The sequence below is a fragment of the Hyphomicrobium sp. LHD-15 genome (assembly GCF_031157355.1).
Taxonomy (GTDB): domain Bacteria; phylum Pseudomonadota; class Alphaproteobacteria; order Rhizobiales; family Hyphomicrobiaceae; genus Hyphomicrobium_C.
In genome coordinates, this window is the sequence record NZ_JAVIFT010000002.1 from 195,842 (window position 1) to 212,238 (window position 16,397).

The 16,397-nt window shown below is 61.7% G+C and carries 18 protein-coding genes; 7 read left to right on the top strand and 11 right to left on the bottom strand.

Features of this window, described 5'->3' with window-relative positions; translation table 11 throughout:
* The first annotated feature begins 1 nt into the window (after nucleotide 1).
* The 5 genes from RCO24_RS07630 to RCO24_RS07650 all read left to right on the top strand — a co-directional run bounded on the left by RCO24_RS07630 (nucleotide 2) and on the right by RCO24_RS07650 (nucleotide 3,844).
* Nucleotides 2-826 (top strand): ParA family protein, encoded by an 825-nt coding sequence (locus RCO24_RS07630; protein ID WP_308961207.1) that lies wholly within the window; start codon nucleotides 2-4, stop codon nucleotides 824-826.
* Between the two features lie 34 nt (nucleotides 827-860).
* Entirely contained in the window at nucleotides 861-1,754 is an 894-nt protein-coding gene (locus tag RCO24_RS07635; RefSeq protein ID WP_308961208.1) for a ParB/RepB/Spo0J family partition protein, read from the top strand.
* A 193-nt stretch (nucleotides 1,755-1,947) separates the two neighbouring features.
* Nucleotides 1,948-2,268 carry a phosphoribosyl-ATP diphosphatase gene (locus RCO24_RS07640; RefSeq protein WP_308961210.1) on the top strand — a complete coding sequence of 107 codons (321 nt, stop codon included), beginning with the start codon at nucleotides 1,948-1,950 and terminating at the stop codon, nucleotides 2,266-2,268.
* Nucleotides 2,269-2,387: 119 nt separating this feature from the next.
* A complete protein-coding gene (gene coaA / locus RCO24_RS07645) occupies nucleotides 2,388-3,374 on the top strand; it encodes a type I pantothenate kinase (RefSeq protein WP_308961212.1) in 987 nt (328 codons plus the stop codon).
* 215 nt (nucleotides 3,375-3,589) lie between these two features.
* Nucleotides 3,590-3,844 carry a hypothetical protein gene (locus RCO24_RS07650; protein WP_308961214.1) on the top strand — a complete coding sequence of 85 codons (255 nt, stop codon included), beginning with the start codon at nucleotides 3,590-3,592 and terminating at the stop codon, nucleotides 3,842-3,844.
* A gap of 83 nt (nucleotides 3,845-3,927) precedes the next feature.
* Here the strand turns inward: RCO24_RS07650 and leuB are convergent, their stop codons facing one another.
* The 4 genes from leuB to dapB all read right to left on the bottom strand — a co-directional run bounded on the left by leuB (nucleotide 3,928) and on the right by dapB (nucleotide 7,293).
* Nucleotides 3,928-5,043 carry a 3-isopropylmalate dehydrogenase gene (leuB, locus tag RCO24_RS07655; protein ID WP_308961216.1) on the bottom strand — a complete coding sequence of 372 codons (1,116 nt, stop codon included), beginning with the start codon at nucleotides 5,041-5,043 and terminating at the stop codon, nucleotides 3,928-3,930.
* A gap of 171 nt (nucleotides 5,044-5,214) precedes the next feature.
* Nucleotides 5,215-5,811: a DUF4337 domain-containing protein gene (locus RCO24_RS07660; protein ID WP_308961218.1), complete on the bottom strand. Its 597-nt coding sequence runs from the start codon at nucleotides 5,809-5,811 to the stop codon at nucleotides 5,215-5,217.
* A complete protein-coding gene (locus RCO24_RS07665) occupies nucleotides 5,798-6,445 on the bottom strand; it encodes a 2,3-bisphosphoglycerate-dependent phosphoglycerate mutase (protein WP_308961220.1) in 648 nt (215 codons plus the stop codon). Before RCO24_RS07665 ends, RCO24_RS07660 begins: the two co-directional genes overlap by 14 nt.
* Nucleotides 6,446-6,486: 41 nt before the next feature.
* On the bottom strand, nucleotides 6,487-7,293 hold the full coding sequence (gene dapB, locus RCO24_RS07670; protein ID WP_308961222.1) for a 4-hydroxy-tetrahydrodipicolinate reductase: 807 nt from the start codon (nucleotides 7,291-7,293) through the stop codon (nucleotides 6,487-6,489).
* 221 nt (nucleotides 7,294-7,514) lie between these two features.
* On the opposite strand from dapB, the gene RCO24_RS07675 reads away from it, so the two are divergent.
* Entirely contained in the window at nucleotides 7,515-8,090 is a 576-nt protein-coding gene (locus tag RCO24_RS07675) for a hypothetical protein (RefSeq protein ID WP_308961224.1), read from the top strand.
* Between the two features lie 89 nt (nucleotides 8,091-8,179).
* On the opposite strand, the gene RCO24_RS07680 is transcribed toward RCO24_RS07675, so the two are convergent.
* From RCO24_RS07680 to RCO24_RS07690, 3 genes are all read right to left on the bottom strand, one after another.
* Complete coding sequence (locus RCO24_RS07680; protein WP_308961226.1) at nucleotides 8,180-8,692, bottom strand: GNAT family N-acetyltransferase; 513 nt, start codon at nucleotides 8,690-8,692, stop codon at nucleotides 8,180-8,182.
* Between the two features lie 235 nt (nucleotides 8,693-8,927).
* Nucleotides 8,928-9,380 carry a phasin family protein gene (locus tag RCO24_RS07685; RefSeq protein WP_308961228.1) on the bottom strand — a complete coding sequence of 151 codons (453 nt, stop codon included), beginning with the start codon at nucleotides 9,378-9,380 and terminating at the stop codon, nucleotides 8,928-8,930.
* Nucleotides 9,381-9,653: 273 nt separating this feature from the next.
* Nucleotides 9,654-11,000 carry an AAA family ATPase gene (locus RCO24_RS07690; RefSeq protein ID WP_308961230.1) on the bottom strand — a complete coding sequence of 449 codons (1,347 nt, stop codon included), beginning with the start codon at nucleotides 10,998-11,000 and terminating at the stop codon, nucleotides 9,654-9,656.
* A gap of 270 nt (nucleotides 11,001-11,270) precedes the next feature.
* Between RCO24_RS07690 and RCO24_RS07695 the strand changes: the two genes are divergently transcribed.
* Nucleotides 11,271-12,299, top strand: coding sequence for an aspartate-semialdehyde dehydrogenase (locus RCO24_RS07695; RefSeq protein WP_308961232.1), 1,029 nt, complete (start codon nucleotides 11,271-11,273; stop codon nucleotides 12,297-12,299).
* A gap of 89 nt (nucleotides 12,300-12,388) precedes the next feature.
* Here the strand turns inward: RCO24_RS07695 and RCO24_RS07700 are convergent, their stop codons facing one another.
* From RCO24_RS07700 to mtaB, 4 genes are all read right to left on the bottom strand, one after another.
* Entirely contained in the window at nucleotides 12,389-12,988 is a 600-nt protein-coding gene (locus RCO24_RS07700; protein ID WP_308961233.1) for a septation protein A, read from the bottom strand.
* Between the two features lie 114 nt (nucleotides 12,989-13,102).
* Nucleotides 13,103-13,708: a septation protein IspZ gene (locus tag RCO24_RS07705; protein ID WP_308961234.1), complete on the bottom strand. Its 606-nt coding sequence runs from the start codon at nucleotides 13,706-13,708 to the stop codon at nucleotides 13,103-13,105.
* 76 nt (nucleotides 13,709-13,784) lie between these two features.
* Nucleotides 13,785-14,963 carry a signal recognition particle-docking protein FtsY gene (ftsY, locus tag RCO24_RS07710; protein WP_308961236.1) on the bottom strand — a complete coding sequence of 393 codons (1,179 nt, stop codon included), beginning with the start codon at nucleotides 14,961-14,963 and terminating at the stop codon, nucleotides 13,785-13,787.
* A complete protein-coding gene (gene mtaB / locus RCO24_RS07715; protein ID WP_308961237.1) occupies nucleotides 14,960-16,219 on the bottom strand; it encodes a tRNA (N(6)-L-threonylcarbamoyladenosine(37)-C(2))-methylthiotransferase MtaB in 1,260 nt (419 codons plus the stop codon). The genes ftsY and mtaB overlap by 4 nt, the downstream gene beginning before the upstream one ends.
* Nucleotides 16,220-16,397 lie beyond the last annotated feature (178 nt).

Below are 16,397 nucleotides of genomic sequence, written 5' to 3' on the forward strand. Positions count from 1 at the left end.
CGTGACAGGCCTAACTACGAAACTCAGAGCGTTGGCGATTGCCAACCAAAAGGGCGGAGTCGGCAAAACGACGACCGCAATCAATCTTGGAACCGCGCTGGCCGCAATCGGCGAGCGCGTTCTTGTTATCGATCTCGATCCCCAGGGAAATGCCTCGACCGGCCTCGGCGTGCCGCCGGAAGCCAGGTCGCGGACGTCTTATGACGCCGTTTTGGGGACGGTTAGCCTCATGGAGGCGGCCGTGCAGACCGCTATTCCGGGGCTGTTCGTGGTTCCGGCCAACTCGGACCTGGTCGGCCTCGAAGCCGATCTCTCGGCCGACGCGGGTAAGGCGTATAAGCTGCGCGACGCGGTTGCGGCGCTCGCGGCCCAAGCCAAGACCAAGCCGGCGGATCAGGCCTTCAAATACATCCTGATCGACTGCCCGCCGTCGCTCAATATCCTGACGCTCAACGCGCTTGCCGCGGCGGATGCCGTTCTGGTGCCGGTTCAGTGCGAATTCTTCGCGCTGGAAGGGATTTCGCAGCTCAAAGACACGATCGACCAGATCCGTGCGAGCCTCAATCCGAGCCTGGAAATCCAGGGGGTCGTGCTCACCATGCACGACGCGCGGACGACGCTTTCGCGGGAAGTCGCGGACGAAGTCCGGGCTTTCTTCGGTCCCAAGGTCTACGAGTCCGTTATTCCGCGAAATACGCGCGTCGCGGAGGCGCCGTCGCACGGCAAGCCGATCCTGCTTTACGACTACGACTGTGCCGGAAGCCAAGCTTACATCCGGCTCGCGACCGAGATCATCGAGCGCGAGCGTCAGACGAAAGCGGCGTAACGGCTTCAAAAAACTTGCAGAAACGGGTTAGGTCATGAACTCACCGTTACCGAAGAGCCGGCTGGGCCGGGGGTTGGCCTCTCTGATCGGAGAGTCGCCCCAGGCGCAGCCGCGTATGCCTGTCGAGGGTGAGCAGCGCACGCTGCCCTTGGCGCAGATTCGGAGCAGCCGGTTCAATCCGCGCAAGGATTTCCCGGAAGCGGATCTCGCGGAACTTGCGGAATCGATCCGCACCAAGGGTCTGGTTCAGCCTATCGTCGTGCGGCCGCATCCCGAAGATGCGCAGGCCTACGAAATCGTGGCTGGCGAGCGTCGCTGGCGGGCTTCGCAGAAGGCCGGACTCCACAATATTCCGGTGATTGTGCGTGATCTTTCGGACCGCGAAGTCCTCGAACTCGCGATTATCGAGAACGTCCAGCGCGCCGACCTCAACGCTATCGAAGAGGCAAACGGCTATCGTGAGCTGATCGAGCGGTTCGACTATAGCCAGGAGCAGGTTTCGGAGATCATCGGCAAAAGCCGCAGCCATGTCGCCAATACGCTGCGGCTCTTGCGGCTTCCGGATTCGGTTCAGATTTTCGTCCAGGAAGGCAAGCTCACGGCGGGGCATGCACGTGCGCTGGTCGGCCGCGAGGATGCAGAAGCGCTGGCGAAGCAGATCCTCGAACAGGACCTCAATGTCCGCGAGGCGGAAGCCCTCGTTCAGACGGGTGGGCCGATCGGCACGCCGGGTTCGACGGGCGCGCGCAAATTGCGCGACAAGGACGCGGACACCAAGGCTTTCGAGAAAGAGCTGGCGGATTCGCTGGGGCTCAAGGTCGAGGTCAAGCGCGGTTCGGGCGAAAGCGGAAACCTGGTCATCAAGTACGGCAACTTCGACCAGCTTGACTACATCCGGCTGCGTTTGATGGGCGCGAATGGCGGCTGACGCCTCGTTCCGCTTGTGTGGCCGTTAATCTCGGCGGATCTGCCTGCTGGACATAGCCTGTCCGCACGCTTAAGGGCATGGCCTTCTCCGCGCGGATGCGATGTTCTTCGCGTCCGGCTTCGGCTTGCGGAGGCGAAGCAATGCTCTGCCCCAAGGGGAGAGGCGACGAGGCCAACTTCTCAAAGGTTGCGACATGAGCAACGACGTTATTTCCAGGCTGGCGGCGACGATCCATGCCAGGCGGGCTTCCTCAGCCGACAAGTCCTATACGCGGCAGCTTCTGGAGGCTGGACCTGAGCGCTGCGCCAAGAAGCTCGGCGAGGAAGCGGTCGAGACGGTGATCGCCGGCGTTAGCCAAAGCGACGAAGCTCTTCGTGCGGAAGCGGCGGATTTGCTCTATCATTTGCTGGTGTTGCTTGAGGCGCGTGGGATCGCGATCGACGATGTGCTGGCCGTTCTCGACAGCCGTTCCGGACAATCCGGACTCGCCGAAAAAGCGGCCCGCGGTTCCTAAGATGGTTTTTGCGCTTCCCGGCTCGGACGTAGCCTAAGTTTCACGGAAGCGCTTTGAGGAGAAGCCGGTTGGGGCTTCCTGGTGATCCGCATATGAGTTCTGCGCGGGATACGGCGGCCATGGCGCGCGATAGTGCGCGGCTGAATCTGGTTGGGGACCAAGGCTCGGGCATACAGTTTTCGCTCTACCGCGTTTTCAGCCGCGAAGAGTGGGCGAGGCTTCGTGCCGATACGCCGATGACGCTTGAGGCGGAAGAGCTCGAGCAATTGTCAGGTCTGCTCGAGGAACTCAGCGTCGAAGAGGTCGAGACGATCTATCTTCCGCTGTCGCGCCTGCTCAATCTCTACGTAGCCGCGGCGCAGAAGCTTCATGCCGTCAGCTCGACGTTCCTTGGCCGGATGGACTGCAAAGTGCCGTTCATCATCGGTGTGGCGGGGTCAGTCGCAGTCGGTAAGAGTACGACAGCCCGCGTGTTGCGCGCGCTGCTCGCGCGGTGGCCGGATCATCCGCGTGTCGATCTGATTACGACAGACGGTTTCCTGCATCCCAACAAGGAACTCGAAGCGCGCGGGCTGATGAACCGCAAAGGCTTTCCGGAGAGCTTCGATACGGCGCGGCTTCTGAAGTTTCTTGCGGACGTAAAAAGCGGCAAAGAGCGGATCGAAGCGCCGGTCTATTCGCATTTCCACTACGACATTATTCCGGGGCAAACGACGCTCATCGAGCGGCCGGATATTCTGATTGTCGAAGGGCTCAATGTTCTGCAGCCCGCCAATCTCGAGCGCGGCACGGATGCGGGTCCGTTCGTTTCGGATTTCATCGATTTCTCGATTTTCATCGATGCCGACGAAGAGCTGATCGAGGACTGGTATCTCGAGCGCTTCATGCGGCTCAGGAGCACGGCGTTCCGCGATCCGGCGTCGTTCTTCCATCGCTACATCACGCTGACGCACGACAACGCCGTTGCGCGGGCGCTCGATCTGTGGCGCACGATCAATCTCAAAAACCTCCAAGAGAACATTCTCCCGACGCGGCCGCGTGCACGCCTGATCCTGCGCAAGGCGAAGGATCACAGCGTGAGTACGGTGGCACTGAGGAAACTTTGATTCGGGCACTTTTCCCTGCAACGACGACGTGTGTCGTGCCTAGGATTTAGGCGGTGCTTGGTTCCAGCCCGCGTTTCGTGGAAAAAATATCCACGTCCACCCGCGAGTTGAGCATTCCCGACCAAAATCGGGAAGTTTTCCCTCTAGACTTGCTGCGCCGCAGCAACGAAATAAGGGAAAGTTTCTCGCTTTCAAACTCATAGGGAGATCACATCATGAAGCGCATTTTGGCCGCCGCCGCCGTTTTGGCATTCTGCTCGGGTGCCGCATTCGCCGACGACAAGCCGACCGACGACGAGGCTGCCAAGATCAAGGCTGCTGTCGCCGCTTGGGGCTGCGAGGGCGGCTCGTACGAGAAGGAAACTGAGGGCTCGGGCGTTTTCGAGGCCGAGGACGTCAAGTGCAAGTCCGGTCAGTATGACTTCCGTCTCGACAAGGACTTCAAGGTGTTCGTGATCACCAAGGACTAATTTCGTCCTACCGAAAGAATTAAGGCGCCTCTTCTTCTCGAAGAGGCGCCTTTTTATTTGAAAGCAGTTCGAGAGATCGAAGGTCAGGCGACGAGCTTTTCGAGCTTGCCGAGAATTGCGCCGCCCATCTCGGAGGTGCCGACCTGGTTCATACCGGTCTGCATGATGTCGCCGGTGCGGTAGCCGTCGGAGAGCACGTCCGAGATCGCCTTGTCGATGAGATCGGCTTCTGCGCTCATGCCGAGCGAATAGCGGAGCGCCATGCCGAAGCTCGCGATCGTCGCGATCGGGTTTGCGAGGCCTTTGCCGGCAATGTCGGGTGCGGAGCCGTGGACAGGCTCATAGAGCGACAGGCGCTTGCCGGTCTTCTCATCGGCAGCGCCGAGCGACGCGGAGGGCAGCATGCCGAGCGAGCCCGTCGCCATCGCGGCCTCATCCGACAACACGTCGCCGAACAGATTGTCGGTGACGATCACGTCGAACTGCTTCGGGTTGCGGACGAGCTGCATGGCGCAGTTGTCGGCGAGAATGTGCTCGAGCTTTACGTCGGGCGCGTAAGCCTTGTGGGTGGCGGTCACGACCTCGTTCCAGAGAACGCCGGTCTTCATGACGTTGCGCTTCTCCGCCGAGTGCACCTTGTTGCCGCGCTTGCGGGCCAGATCGAAGGCGACCTTGGCGATGCGTTCGATTTCTCGCGTCGTGTAGATCTGGGTGTCGATCGCGCGCTTCTGGCCGTCCTCCAGGATGACGATCTCTTTCGGTTCGCCGAAATAGACGCCGCCGGTCAGCTCGCGCACGATCATGATGTCGAGGCCTTCGACCAGCTCGCGCTTCAACGAAGAGGCGTCTGCGAGGGCGGGATAGCAGATCGCGGGGCGAAGGTTGGCGAAGAGATCGAGATCCTTGCGCAGGCGAAGCAGGCCCGCTTCGGGGCGTACCGCGTAAGGAACCTTGTCCCACTTGGGTCCGCCGACGGCGCCAAATATGACGGCGTCCGCAGCCTTGGCTTTGGCGACGCAGTCGTCGGTGACGGCAACGCCATGCTTGTCATAGGCCGCGCCGCCGACCAGGTCGCTCTCGGTCTCGAACTTGTGCTTGCTGCTCTTCTTGTTGAAGAACGCGATGATGCGCTCGACCTCGGCCATGGTCTCTTGGCCGATGCCGTCGCCCGGGAGCAGGAGCAGCTTGTGCGTCGTCATGATGAAATGGGTCCGTCAAACGAGGATTGTTGGCGCGGTACTAGCGCGGCGGCGGGCCAGCGGCAAGCTTATGCTGTCGGCGAAGACGGCGGCGGCGGACCAGCCTTCCACGCATCTGCAGCCCGGCCTCCGCCGGGATGACGGCGTGTGGGCCAGCAAGCCGCACCGGCGTTAACCGATGAAGGGGATGTTCAGGAACAGCGTGAAGCCGTTGATCGTCATCAGGGCACCGAGGACGCCCATGATGGCGCTGCCGATAAGAAGCATCGAGCCCGTGGATATGAGTGCGACGCCGCCCAATACGATGGCGATCTGCAGCAGCGCCTCGCCATAGTCGAAATAGGGATCCTGGCGCATGGCGATATCGCGCTCGGCTTCAAGGGCTTTGCCGCGGGTGAACAGCTCGTCGAGGCCTTCGTTCGTCTTGGGATTCGAGGTCAGCTCGGTGTCGAGCTTCTTGTAATCCGCGATCTTGGCTTCGACCGCGGTCCGCGCTTCCGGCGTCAGGGTCTGGTTGCTCAGGACGGTGAGCTCGAGCTCATCGACCTCGAGGCGCAGGACGTGGCGGCGCATGTTCTTCGCCTGGAAAAACCCCCAGACGTTGGTCGCCTCGATGTTCTTGAGGGTCGCTTCCTTGGACGCGTTACCGCCGCCCATGGAGCAGATGGCGAGAATTACCGCGAGCACGCCGATATAGACGCCGATCCAACGATCACGGTCGCGCTGATTGTCGTCGCTGGCGTCGCGGCCCAGCTCATCCCATACCACTGTCGCGGCCCTCCGATCGTACAAGCTCCCGGTATTCTGCGACGACGCCACTTTCATCCAGGCGATAAACCTGTGGCGCTGCCGTTGCGAGCTCGCGATCGAGGATCTGCGTTTCGCTCAGTTGCTCAAGATACATGATGAGCGCGCGCAGAGAGTTGCCGTGCGCAGCGATAATGACGTTTTTGCCGGCCGCAACGTGCGGCCAGATGTTCTTGATGTAGTAAGGCTGCACGCGTGCTGCCGTGTCCTTCAGGCTTTCGCCGCCCGGAGGCGGAATCTCGTAGCTGCGCCGCCAGGTCAGAACCTGCTCCTCGCCCCAGCGTGCGCGCGCTTCTTCCTTGTTGAGGCCGGAAAGCTCGCCGTAGTCGCGCTCGTTCAAGGCTGCATCCTCGAACACGGCCGGGGTCTCGCCGCCGATCTCGCCGAGGATGATATCGAGCGTGTGCTGGGCGCGCTTCAGCTTGCTCGTGAATGCGATGTCGAAATGAAGCCCTTCACCCTTGAGAACGCGTCCGGCCCAGACAGCCTCGATCACGCCCTTGTCGGTCAGATCCGGATTTCGGATGCCGGTGAAAATGTTCTTCTTGTTCCATTCGCTTTCGCCATGGCGCACGAGCACAAGTCGGTTCGTCATGGACTCAATCCGTTTTGTTCGTTGCAGCGTCGACATTTCGTCTAAAGCCCCAGTACATCGCTCATGTTGAAGAGGCCAGGACCTTTGCCCTGTCCCCATAGCGCCGCCTTGACGGCGCCACGCGCGAAAATGCTCCTATCGGCTGCGCGATGCGTGATCTCGATCCGCTCGCCCTCGCCGGCAAATATCACCGTATGGTCTCCGACGACGGTCCCGCCGCGCAACGTCGCGAAGCCGATATCGCCCCGCCGACGCGGCCCGGTGTGGCCGTCTCTCGATCTGACACTGTTTGACTTGAGATCTATTCCTCGCCCTTCGGCTGCAGCCGCACCAAGCATCAATGCCGTGCCCGACGGAGCGTCCACCTTTTGGCGGTGATGCATCTCGACGATCTCGATGTCGAAATCGGCGTCGAGCGCTTCGGAAATGCGCCGTGTGATGGCGGTCAGCAGATTGACGCCGAGGCTCATGTTGCCCGCCTTGATGACCGTAGCGTGGCGGGCCGCAGCCTGAATTGCGGCTTCATCACTTTCACTGAAACCAGTGGTGCCGATGACGTGCACGATGCGCGCGTTGGCGGCGAGGCCGGCCATCTCGATCGTCGCGGCCGGGATCGTGAAGTCGATCACCGCATCACTTTTGACGACAAGCTCGAGGGGATCAGCGGAAACGGCAAGGCCCAACGGCGGAAGCCCGGCGAGGGTGCCGATGTCGGCGCCGATATGGGGCGATCCAAGCGGTTCGGTTCCGCCGCTCACGATGCACCCTGGGGTGGTGGCGACCACGCGGACGAGCTCGCGGCCCATGCGGCCCGCAACTCCCGTCACGGCGATTCTGATCTCGCTCATTCCAACCTCGAGGGTTCGATTGCGGGCCGATATAGCAACGCCCGGCGCCAAGAGGAAGTGCGGCGCGTGCTCCGGACGCGGTTTCTCAACCGCGGTAAGGGCTCATACACCAAAATTGCCGTGTCGCGCGAAGTCAGTTGGGCCTCGGATTTTGGTCAAGAACGCGTGTAGAAGACGTGGGATCGGGATTTATCGGCCCCGTATTCGGCATTGGGGGTGAGATGGCCGGGCGTCTGGCTCGCTTAACCGTTGCTCTCGTCGTACTTTCGTACGGCGCGGCGGAAGCTATCCAGCAGGTCAAAAGCCTCTACACCGCAATCGATCTCGACGCGTGCAAGGCCGTCGGGGGCAGCCGGGATGGCCAAGCCCGTCTTTGCAAGGGGCTGCCGGGCTATCCGGTCTATCTGTCGGAGGGACAATCCGGCACCTACCTCAGTGTCGGCCCGAACGCGGCCGGGCGGCAGGCCGCGCAGCAAACATTGAAAGCTTTCAACACGCTGTTCGACAAGTCCGGGCGCCGCTCGACGATCGAATGGCGGTTCGTCGTGCGCGATCAGCGACCGGTGCCCTACGCGACGATCGTGCGATATTTCACGCAGGCCGCGTCCGGGGCCGGCGAGGTGCTGGTGGTGACGCGGGTGACCGACCGCGAGGCCTGCCATGTGGCCTACATCGATGCGCTCGCCAATGCCGATGCGATCGTGCTGGCGCGGAAGGTCGCCGATACGATGGCGCGCTCGAAGGAGTGTCCGCAGGAGCCTTCGGTCGAGGGCGCTCAAGGGCGCAGCCCGATGTAGGCTCTAGGCACCACGCAATCGCGCGGCCGCTTCGGCGGGGACGACGATGGGAAATGCGTGGAAGGTCTTGCGGATCAGGAGAACGCGGATCACGAGGACCAGGCGAAAGCGATCTTCTCAAGCTTTTGATCGCCGATCGTCTCGAAGGCTTGTTTGACGGGACGGCCGCCGCGGCGCCAGTAGAAGTCCGTCGCGGTGGTGTTCTCGGCAAGCGCCCACACGATCAGGCCCTTGAGGCGCCGCTGGTCGAGACCATGGCGGCAGGCCTCGAACAAATGCTCGCCGAGACCGAGGCCTTGGTGCACGGGGGCGACGTAAAGTTCGTAGATCTCGCCCTGATAGGGGCCGCGCGTGCGCGAGAAGCCGAGTGTTGCGTAGCCGACGATGGCGCCGGCCTTTTCCAACACAATGAGGCTATCGCCGCTGCGGATGACGCTCATCCACCATTCGGGGCCGCGACGGCGGATCATGTTTTCGAGATGGAAGTGAGGAATGATGCCGCGATAAGCCTGCAGCCAGGATTGGCGAAACGTCTCGGCGACGGAGCTTGCGTCGGCGAGCTTTCCCTTTCGGATCTTGATATCGGAACGCGACCCTAACATTGCTTCACTATAGCGCGGATTTCGGAGCGCGAAAGGCTCAGCGATGGGCCTCGATGAAAAATATTACGTCGGTGTCGCGCTGCTTCGAACGGCTCCAAGTGCATTGGTTGCAATTGGGCTTCTTTCTGGTCGGCGGACGATAATTCTCTGACCGGGATCTGCCATAGCAAAACGCCCGTCGATCTCATCGACGGGCGTTCCGATTGTCGTGCGGACCTGCAACTCTCGGTGCGGATCAGCCGGTCTTCTTGATCTGGTCGAAGGTCTTGGTGGCGGCAGCGTTCAGGCTCTCGAACGTCTGCTGTGCAACCTTGGTCGACAACTCGAACAGCTCCTTCGACTGTGCGCCGGCAGCGGTGAACTGCTGCTGCACGAAAGCGGTCTGAAGGCGGAGCAGCTCGGGGAGCGTCTTGGCGCGTGCGATTGCCTGGGCGGCATCGAACACGGCTTCGGTGTTGCTCTCGGTGTTCTTGAGAACCTTGTCGCCAATCGACTTGGCGCCGGCGAAGGCAGTGACGGTTGCTTCCTCGAACGCCTTGGCGCCATCCTTGGCGACGGTGTTGAACTTGCCGTAGGTCTCGCGGGCCTTGCTGACGCTGTCTTCAGCGATGGCCTGAACCTGCTCGGGGATGCGGGCGTCCTTGGCGGCGGCGAAGAAATCCTGGGTCTGGCGGGCGAAGTCGTTCACGGGTTGGCTCCTGTGGGTGAGTTGGCTGGCTTTCAAGAAAGGGCGTGGCCGTGCAGGACCCGGAAATAAATGGATGCTGCCCGGTGCCGTCCGAACTTTCTGAATGGACCTTAGCATAGAAATATTGCAGTGCAACATGAAAGATTGTTGCTCCGCAGTATCGTCGTTTGAGCCAGATCAATAGGCTCATTGGCGACATAATCCGCGGTCGGATTTGGTTGCCGCAGCGTTAATCATTTCGCACTTGCGAAATCTCGAAGGCGCTTCATCGATTTAGGGTGCGAGACTGGGGAAGAGGTCGCGGTAGCCGAGCGCGCTGCGGTCGAACAAAATATCGCGAGGTTCGAGCTTTCGGGCCAGCGCCAGACCCTCCATCGACCGGCACCGCGACAAAGCGACATAGGCCTGGCCGTGCGCGAAGGTCCCACGGCCGAGGTCGATGTAGACGTTGTCGAGGGTGAGACCCTGGGCTTTGTGGATGGTGAGGGCCCAGGCCAGGCGCACCGGGAACTGCTTGAACGTGCCGGCGACGGTGCCGACGATCTTCTCCTGGTCCTTGTCGAAGGCGTAGCGGCGCTGCTCCCAGCTTGCGGGCTCGAGCTCGTGCTCGCGGGCGGCCACCTCGATGAAGACCTTTTTCTCCTCGAGCCGGGAGATGCGCGCGATGGTGCCGTTCACCCAGCGTTTGTCGGGATCGTTGCGGAGGAGAATGATCTTGGCGCCGGGCTTCAAGATCAGCGCGCTGTCGGTGGGTTGGGAACCCTGTGTGAAATCTCCCGTGATTCCAGCTTCATAGGTGTAAGAACGGCCGGGAAGCGCATCGAGATAAGCGGTGTTGATGCGCTGGGCGGCGGCGTTGGTCGGGGTCAGGATGACGAATTTTTCTCCCTCCGACAGGGTGCGGATCGGGCTTACCCGCTGGTTCAGCTCAGCTAGGTCGTCCTCGTCGGCTTCGCCGTCCCGGATGCGATTGAGCACGGAGATCAATGTTTCGTCGCTCTGGCGGAACACATGGGTCAGCTCGAGACGCGTGGTGCCTGCTCCCTCCATCAAGGCGGGGACGGAGAAGAAGAACGGACCGCCGAATTCGGATTCGAGATGGCCTGCGACTTCGGCCTCCTGCACGACGGGCGGGAGCTGATGCAAGTCGCCGAACAATACGAGGCGTACGCCTCCGAACGGCTCGCGCGGGCGGCCGCGGTTGATGCGCAGAGACTGGTCGATGGCCCACATCAGGTCGGAACGGACCATCGAGACCTCGTCGATGACGAGGAATTTGAGCTTCCGCATGACCTGGCCGTTGCGGCTACGGCGGATATCGTCGAGCCTCAGAAGCCGGGGCGGCAAGCCGAAAAACGAATGGATGGTCTGTCCGCCGACGTTGACCGCGGCCAAGCCGGTCGGTGCCACGACCACCATCTCGGAATCGACGGCGTTGCGAAGCGCGCGCAGAAGGGTGGATTTGCCGGTTCCCGCACGGCCGGTGACGAACAGATGCCCGTCGTCTTCGCGTACGTATGAAAGCGCGGTCCGGTATTCGTCGGTCGGCACGATGCCGTCGGGCCAGACGGTCGTATCGGTCGGATCGGAGACCAGGGCTGTCGTGGGGGGTGTCGGCAAGGGTGGATGGCCTTTCCGTCGGATTGGGATCACGACCTAAAGTGAAGCGGCCTCGCCTGTCAAAGCAGTGGCGGGCGGCGGCAAGACCGGTCGAGGGGCGATGCGGCGTCGCGCCGGGCTCGTCATGGACGAATTGGTCCTTGAAAGGAGGGGCCGGCGCGCGTAAGTCAACGCCGCCTAGGAAAAATCCTTTCGTGACCGAATTTTCAAGGTTCTTCCTAGCTTCTCAGCTGCACGTGGCAGGCGAGATTTTCAAAGGAACTAGAGACCATGGGCTACAAAGTCGCTGTCGTGGGTGCGACCGGAAACGTCGGGCGCGAGATGATGAACGTGCTCGTCGACCGCAAGTTTCCCGCCGACGAAGTGTTTGCGATCGCTTCACGCCGCTCGCTCGGCACCGAAGTTTCGTACGGCGACAAGACACTCAAATGCCAGGATCTCGAACAGTTCGATTTCTCCAAGGTCGATATCTGCCTGATGTCGGCCGGCTCCGCCGTGTCGAAAGCGTGGAGCCCCAAGATCGGCGCTCAAGGTTGCGTGGTGATCGATAACTCCTCGCACTGGCGTTACGATCAGGACGTGCCTTTGATCGTGCCGGAAGTGAACGCGGATGCCATCTCGGGCTTTGCGAAGAAGAACATCATCGCAAATCCCAACTGCTCGACCGCGCAGATGGTGGTCGTGCTGAAGCCGCTGCACGACGCGGCGAAGATCAAGCGCGTCATCGTTTCGACCTACCAATCCGTGTCAGGCGCCGGCAAGGACGCCATGGACGAGCTGTGGGCGCAGACCAAGGCCAAGTATGTTCCGGGCCAAGAGGTCGAGCCCGCGAAGTTTCCGAAGCAGATCGCGTTCAACTGCATTCCTCACATCGACGTCTTCATGGAAGACGGCTACACGAAAGAGGAATGGAAGATGCTGGCCGAGACCAAGAAGATCCTCGACCCGAAGATCAAGCTTACGGCCACGTGCGTGCGCGTGCCGGTGTTCGTCGGCCATTCGGAGTCGCTCAACATCGAGTTCGAGCGTCCGATTACCGTCGAAGAAGCGCGCGAGATCCTGCGCGATGCGCCGGGCGTGAGTGTCGTCGACAAGCGGGAGCCCGGCGGCTATGTCACGCCGGTAGAAGCTGCGGGCGAGTATGAGACTTATGTTTCGCGTGTCCGCGAGGATTCGACTGTCGAGAACGGCCTCGCGCTGTGGATCGTGTCCGACAATCTTCTGAAGGGTGCAGCGCTCAACGCGGTGCAGATCGCGGAGACGTTGATCAGCCGAAATCTCCTGAAGGCCGCTGCGTAACGCTCGCGGTTGCGATCAAACGAAAAGGGACGCGCTCGGATACCGGCGCGTCCCTTTTTGTTTTCGTGGTTTCGTGTCCGAAGGGCTCGTTATTCGGAATCAGCTTCTTTGTTGAGGCTGTGGCGCTGCAAGAGGCCGACCTGCGAGATGGCGAAGGCCATGGTGATCGGCATGATCGCGAACACCTTGAAGCTCACCCAGGCGTCCGTCGAGAGCAGGCGCCAGGCAAACTCGTTCAGGATGGCGAGAAACACGAAGAAGCAGGCCCAACGGAACGTCAGCTTCTTCCAGCCTTCCTCGGTCAACGCAAAGACGTCGCCGAAGAGATACTTGAGCAGCGAATGTCCAAACAGCAGCCCGCCGAACAGGATGCTCGCGAAGATGCTGTTCACGATGGTCGGCTTCAGCTTGATGAACAGCTCGTCCTGCAGATAGAGCGTCAGGCCGCCGAAGATCAGGACGACGGCGCCGGACACCAACGGCATTATCGCGACGTGGCGGAACAGGATGCGCGAGGCGACGAGCGAAATCGCGGTGGCGACGATGAAGCAGCCCGTTCCCCAGAAAATCCCGGCGCGGGCGTTGACCAGAAAAAAGACGACCAGCGGGCCCAGCTCGACGAGAAACTTCAAGAGCTGCTGAGAGCCGCTTTCCTGAGTCGGGCCGCTTTTGGTTTCCGTCTGGCTCATATTTTTCTTCTTCCGGTTGGGGGCTCGAGCTCAGGCGTATCCAGATCCCGATCTGCGCTGGCGGTGACTCCGCGTCGTTGACGCTATTTTATCGGCTGTAAGCCCATTCGCACATTACAGATGATGCTTGCTCATCCATTTGGTCAGCAGCCAAGCGTAAAGGCCGCTTATCGGCAAGACGATGAACAGCTTGAAGGCGATCCAGATATCGACGCCGTTCATGGCGTGCCCCAGGATCGTATAGGTGTGGTCATCCTTGAACGAGAGCCGGACGACTTCGTTCAGTACGGCTGTGAAGAGAAAGAACCAGGCGAAGCTGCGCGTGAACTGGTCCCAGCCTTCCTTCGTGTAGTGGAACGTCTTCTCGAAGACGTACTGGAAGAAGTTTCTGTTGGTCCATAGGCCGACGAACAGGAACAGCGCGAACAGCGCGTTGAAGATCGTGACCTTGATCTGCACCCACATCGGGTCGTGGGTGATCAGCGTCAGCGCGCCGAAGACGATGGTGACGGTCGAGGCGATCAGCGGAAAAACCGGTGGCCGGCGGAACATGTAGATCATCGCGACGATCGCGAGCAGCGTGGTGAGGATCAAAGCCCACGTGCCGGCATTGATGCCGTAGAGCGCGTTGACGATGAACATCGTCACCAGCGGGCCGAATTCGCTCAGGATGTTGACGGTCTGCTCGGCGTTGAACGGGTAAAGGCGGTGACGGCTCATAGGGCTTCGTGACCTTCGATTGTGGTGGTGAAACAGCCCGATGCGCACTTGGCGCACGAGCTCCACACCTTCGTCGTTAAATTTCGGCGATAGCGCGTGCATAGTCCTTGGCAGAGAAAGATTGCAGATCGTCGACGCTTTCGCCGACGCCGATGGCATGGACCGGCAAACCATGGCGCGCCGCGATGGCGACCAGGATGCCGCCGCGGGCGGTGCCGTCGAGCTTGGTCATGACGAGGCCGGTGACGCCGGCGCGCTCCCGAAATACCTCGACTTGCTGCATAGCGTTCTGGCCGGTGGTGGCGTCGAGCACGAGAAGCACGTCGTGGGGCGCGGTCGCATCGACCTTGCGCATGACGCGCACGACTTTCTCGAGCTCGGCCATCAGGCCTTCCTTGTTCTGAAGACGTCCGGCGGTATCGACGAGCAGGACGTCGTAGCCGCCTTCCTGGGCCTGCTTGATAGCGTCGAAGGCGAGGCCGGAGGCGTCCGATCCGACATCGCGCGCCAGTACCGGCACGCCGGTGCGTTCGCCCCAGACTTTGAGCTGGTCGATGGCGGCGGCGCGGAAGGTGTCGCCGGCTGCCAGCATGACGCGGCGACCTTCACGCGAGAGCTTCGCGGAGAGCTTGCCGATCGTCGTGGTTTTGCCGCTGCCGTTGACGCCGAGGACGAGCACGACATGGGGCTTGCGCGTTTCGTCGATCACGAGGGGCTTGGCAACCGGCTCGAGCACGCGCGCGACTTCCTCGGCCAGGATCTCGCGGACCTCATTGGCAGCGATGGTTTTTTCGAAGCGGCCTTTAGCGATGGCGGCGGTGATGCGCTCGGAGGTTTCGATGCCGAGGTCGGCTGCGAGCAGCACTTCCTCCAGCTCGTCGAGCGTGTCCTGGTCGAGCTTCCGCTTGGTGACGAGGCCGGTGATGCTTTCGGTGAGGCGCGTGGATGTTTTCGAGAGCCCGGACTTCAGGCGTTCGAACCAGCCTTTGCGTGCCGGTTCGGCGGGCGCGGGTGCGGCAGCGTCCGGTGCAGGTGGTTCGGGTTCGGCGGTCGGCTGGGACTCGACGGTCTCTTCCGGTGTTGCCGGCGAGGCGGTTGCTTCAGCCGGGATCGGCTCGACAGGTTCAGCTGGCGTGACGGGGGCGATCTCTTCGGATGCTGGTGCCGTTGAGGTGGGGTCTTCCAAGGGCGCAGGCTCGGACGTGCCCAGCCAACGGCTCAGAAAGCCCTTCTTTTTGGGTTCGGTTCCGGTCACGCGGCCACCATCCCATTCAACCGGCGGCCATCGTTGTGGCCGAGGGTTGCCCATTGGAACGTGCCGATCGGCGCCTTGCGATCGACGCGAACCTCAGCGTACTGCGGGGTGCGTCCCGTATCTTCGCGTTCCATCAGAAGCTCGATCCGCTCGCCCTGCTGGCGATCGAGGAAGCGCTCATAAACGCGGCTGCCTGCTTCGCGCAAACGAGCGGCTCTTTCCTTGATGGCGGCGTGTGCCACCTGCGGCATGCGCGCGGCCGGCGTTCCCTTGCGCGGCGAGAACGGAAAGACGTGGAGGTAGGTCAAGCCGCAGCGCTCGACGATATCCAGCGTGTTTTCGAACATCTCGTCGGTCTCGGTCGGGAAGCCGGCGATGAGATCGGCGCCGAATACGACCTCGGGCCGCAACTTGCGCACGGTCTCGCAAAAGCGGATGGCGTCGTCGCGCAGGTGGCGGCGCTTCATGCGCTTCAGGATCATATCGTCGCCGGCCTGCAGCGAGAGATGGAGATGCGGCATCAGGCGGGGCTCGGTGGCGATGGCCTCAAGAAGATGCGCGTCGGCTTCGACCTGGTCGATCGAGGAAAGCCGCAGGCGGCGCAGCTCCGGAACGTGTGTCAGCACCTGTTTCACGAGACGGCCGAGGGAAGCGGTGCCCGGCAGGTCGGTGCCATAGGACGTGATGTCGACGCCGGTCAGCACGATCTCGGGGTAGCCGGCTTCGATCAACTTCCTAACCTGAGCGACGACTTCGCCGGCCGGTACCGAGCGCGAAGGTCCGCGGCCGAGCGGAATGGTGCAGAAGGTGCAGCGATGATCGCAGCCGTTCTGAATCTGGACGAAGGCGTGGGCGCGCGTGCCGAAACTGTCGATCATGTGCAGCGCCGTTTCCTTGACGCTCATGATGTCGTCGACTGCAACGCGGGCGAGGCTTTCGGTCGAGAGAGCGTGGAAGGTTGCGGGCTCGAGCTTCTCGGCGTTGCCGATCACATGATCCACGCCCTCGATCTCTGCGAAGCGCTCGGGTTCGAGTTGGGCGGCGCAGCCGGTCACGATGAGGCGCGCCGAGGGGCGCTCACGGCGCAGCTTGCGAATGGTCTGCTTGGCCTGGCTCACGGCCTCGCCTGTCACGGCGCACGTGTTCACGATCACGCAATCGCCGAGTCCGGCGGCGACGGCATGGCTTCGCATCACCTCGGACTCGTAGGCGTTGAGGCGGCAGCCGAGCGTTACGATCAGGGGTTCGGACGACATCACGTTATGGGAATTCGGCAAAAGAGTTCACCGGGCTGATTAGGGCAAACGGCCCGGTGGGACAAGGCAGGGTTGCTCCTTAGAGCATGCTCGCGATGGCTTGAATTGGGTCATTCGATGCAAACGCGCTCTATGTGTTTGTGGGGGCAGATTAATTCACGCGCGAAATCAACACGTT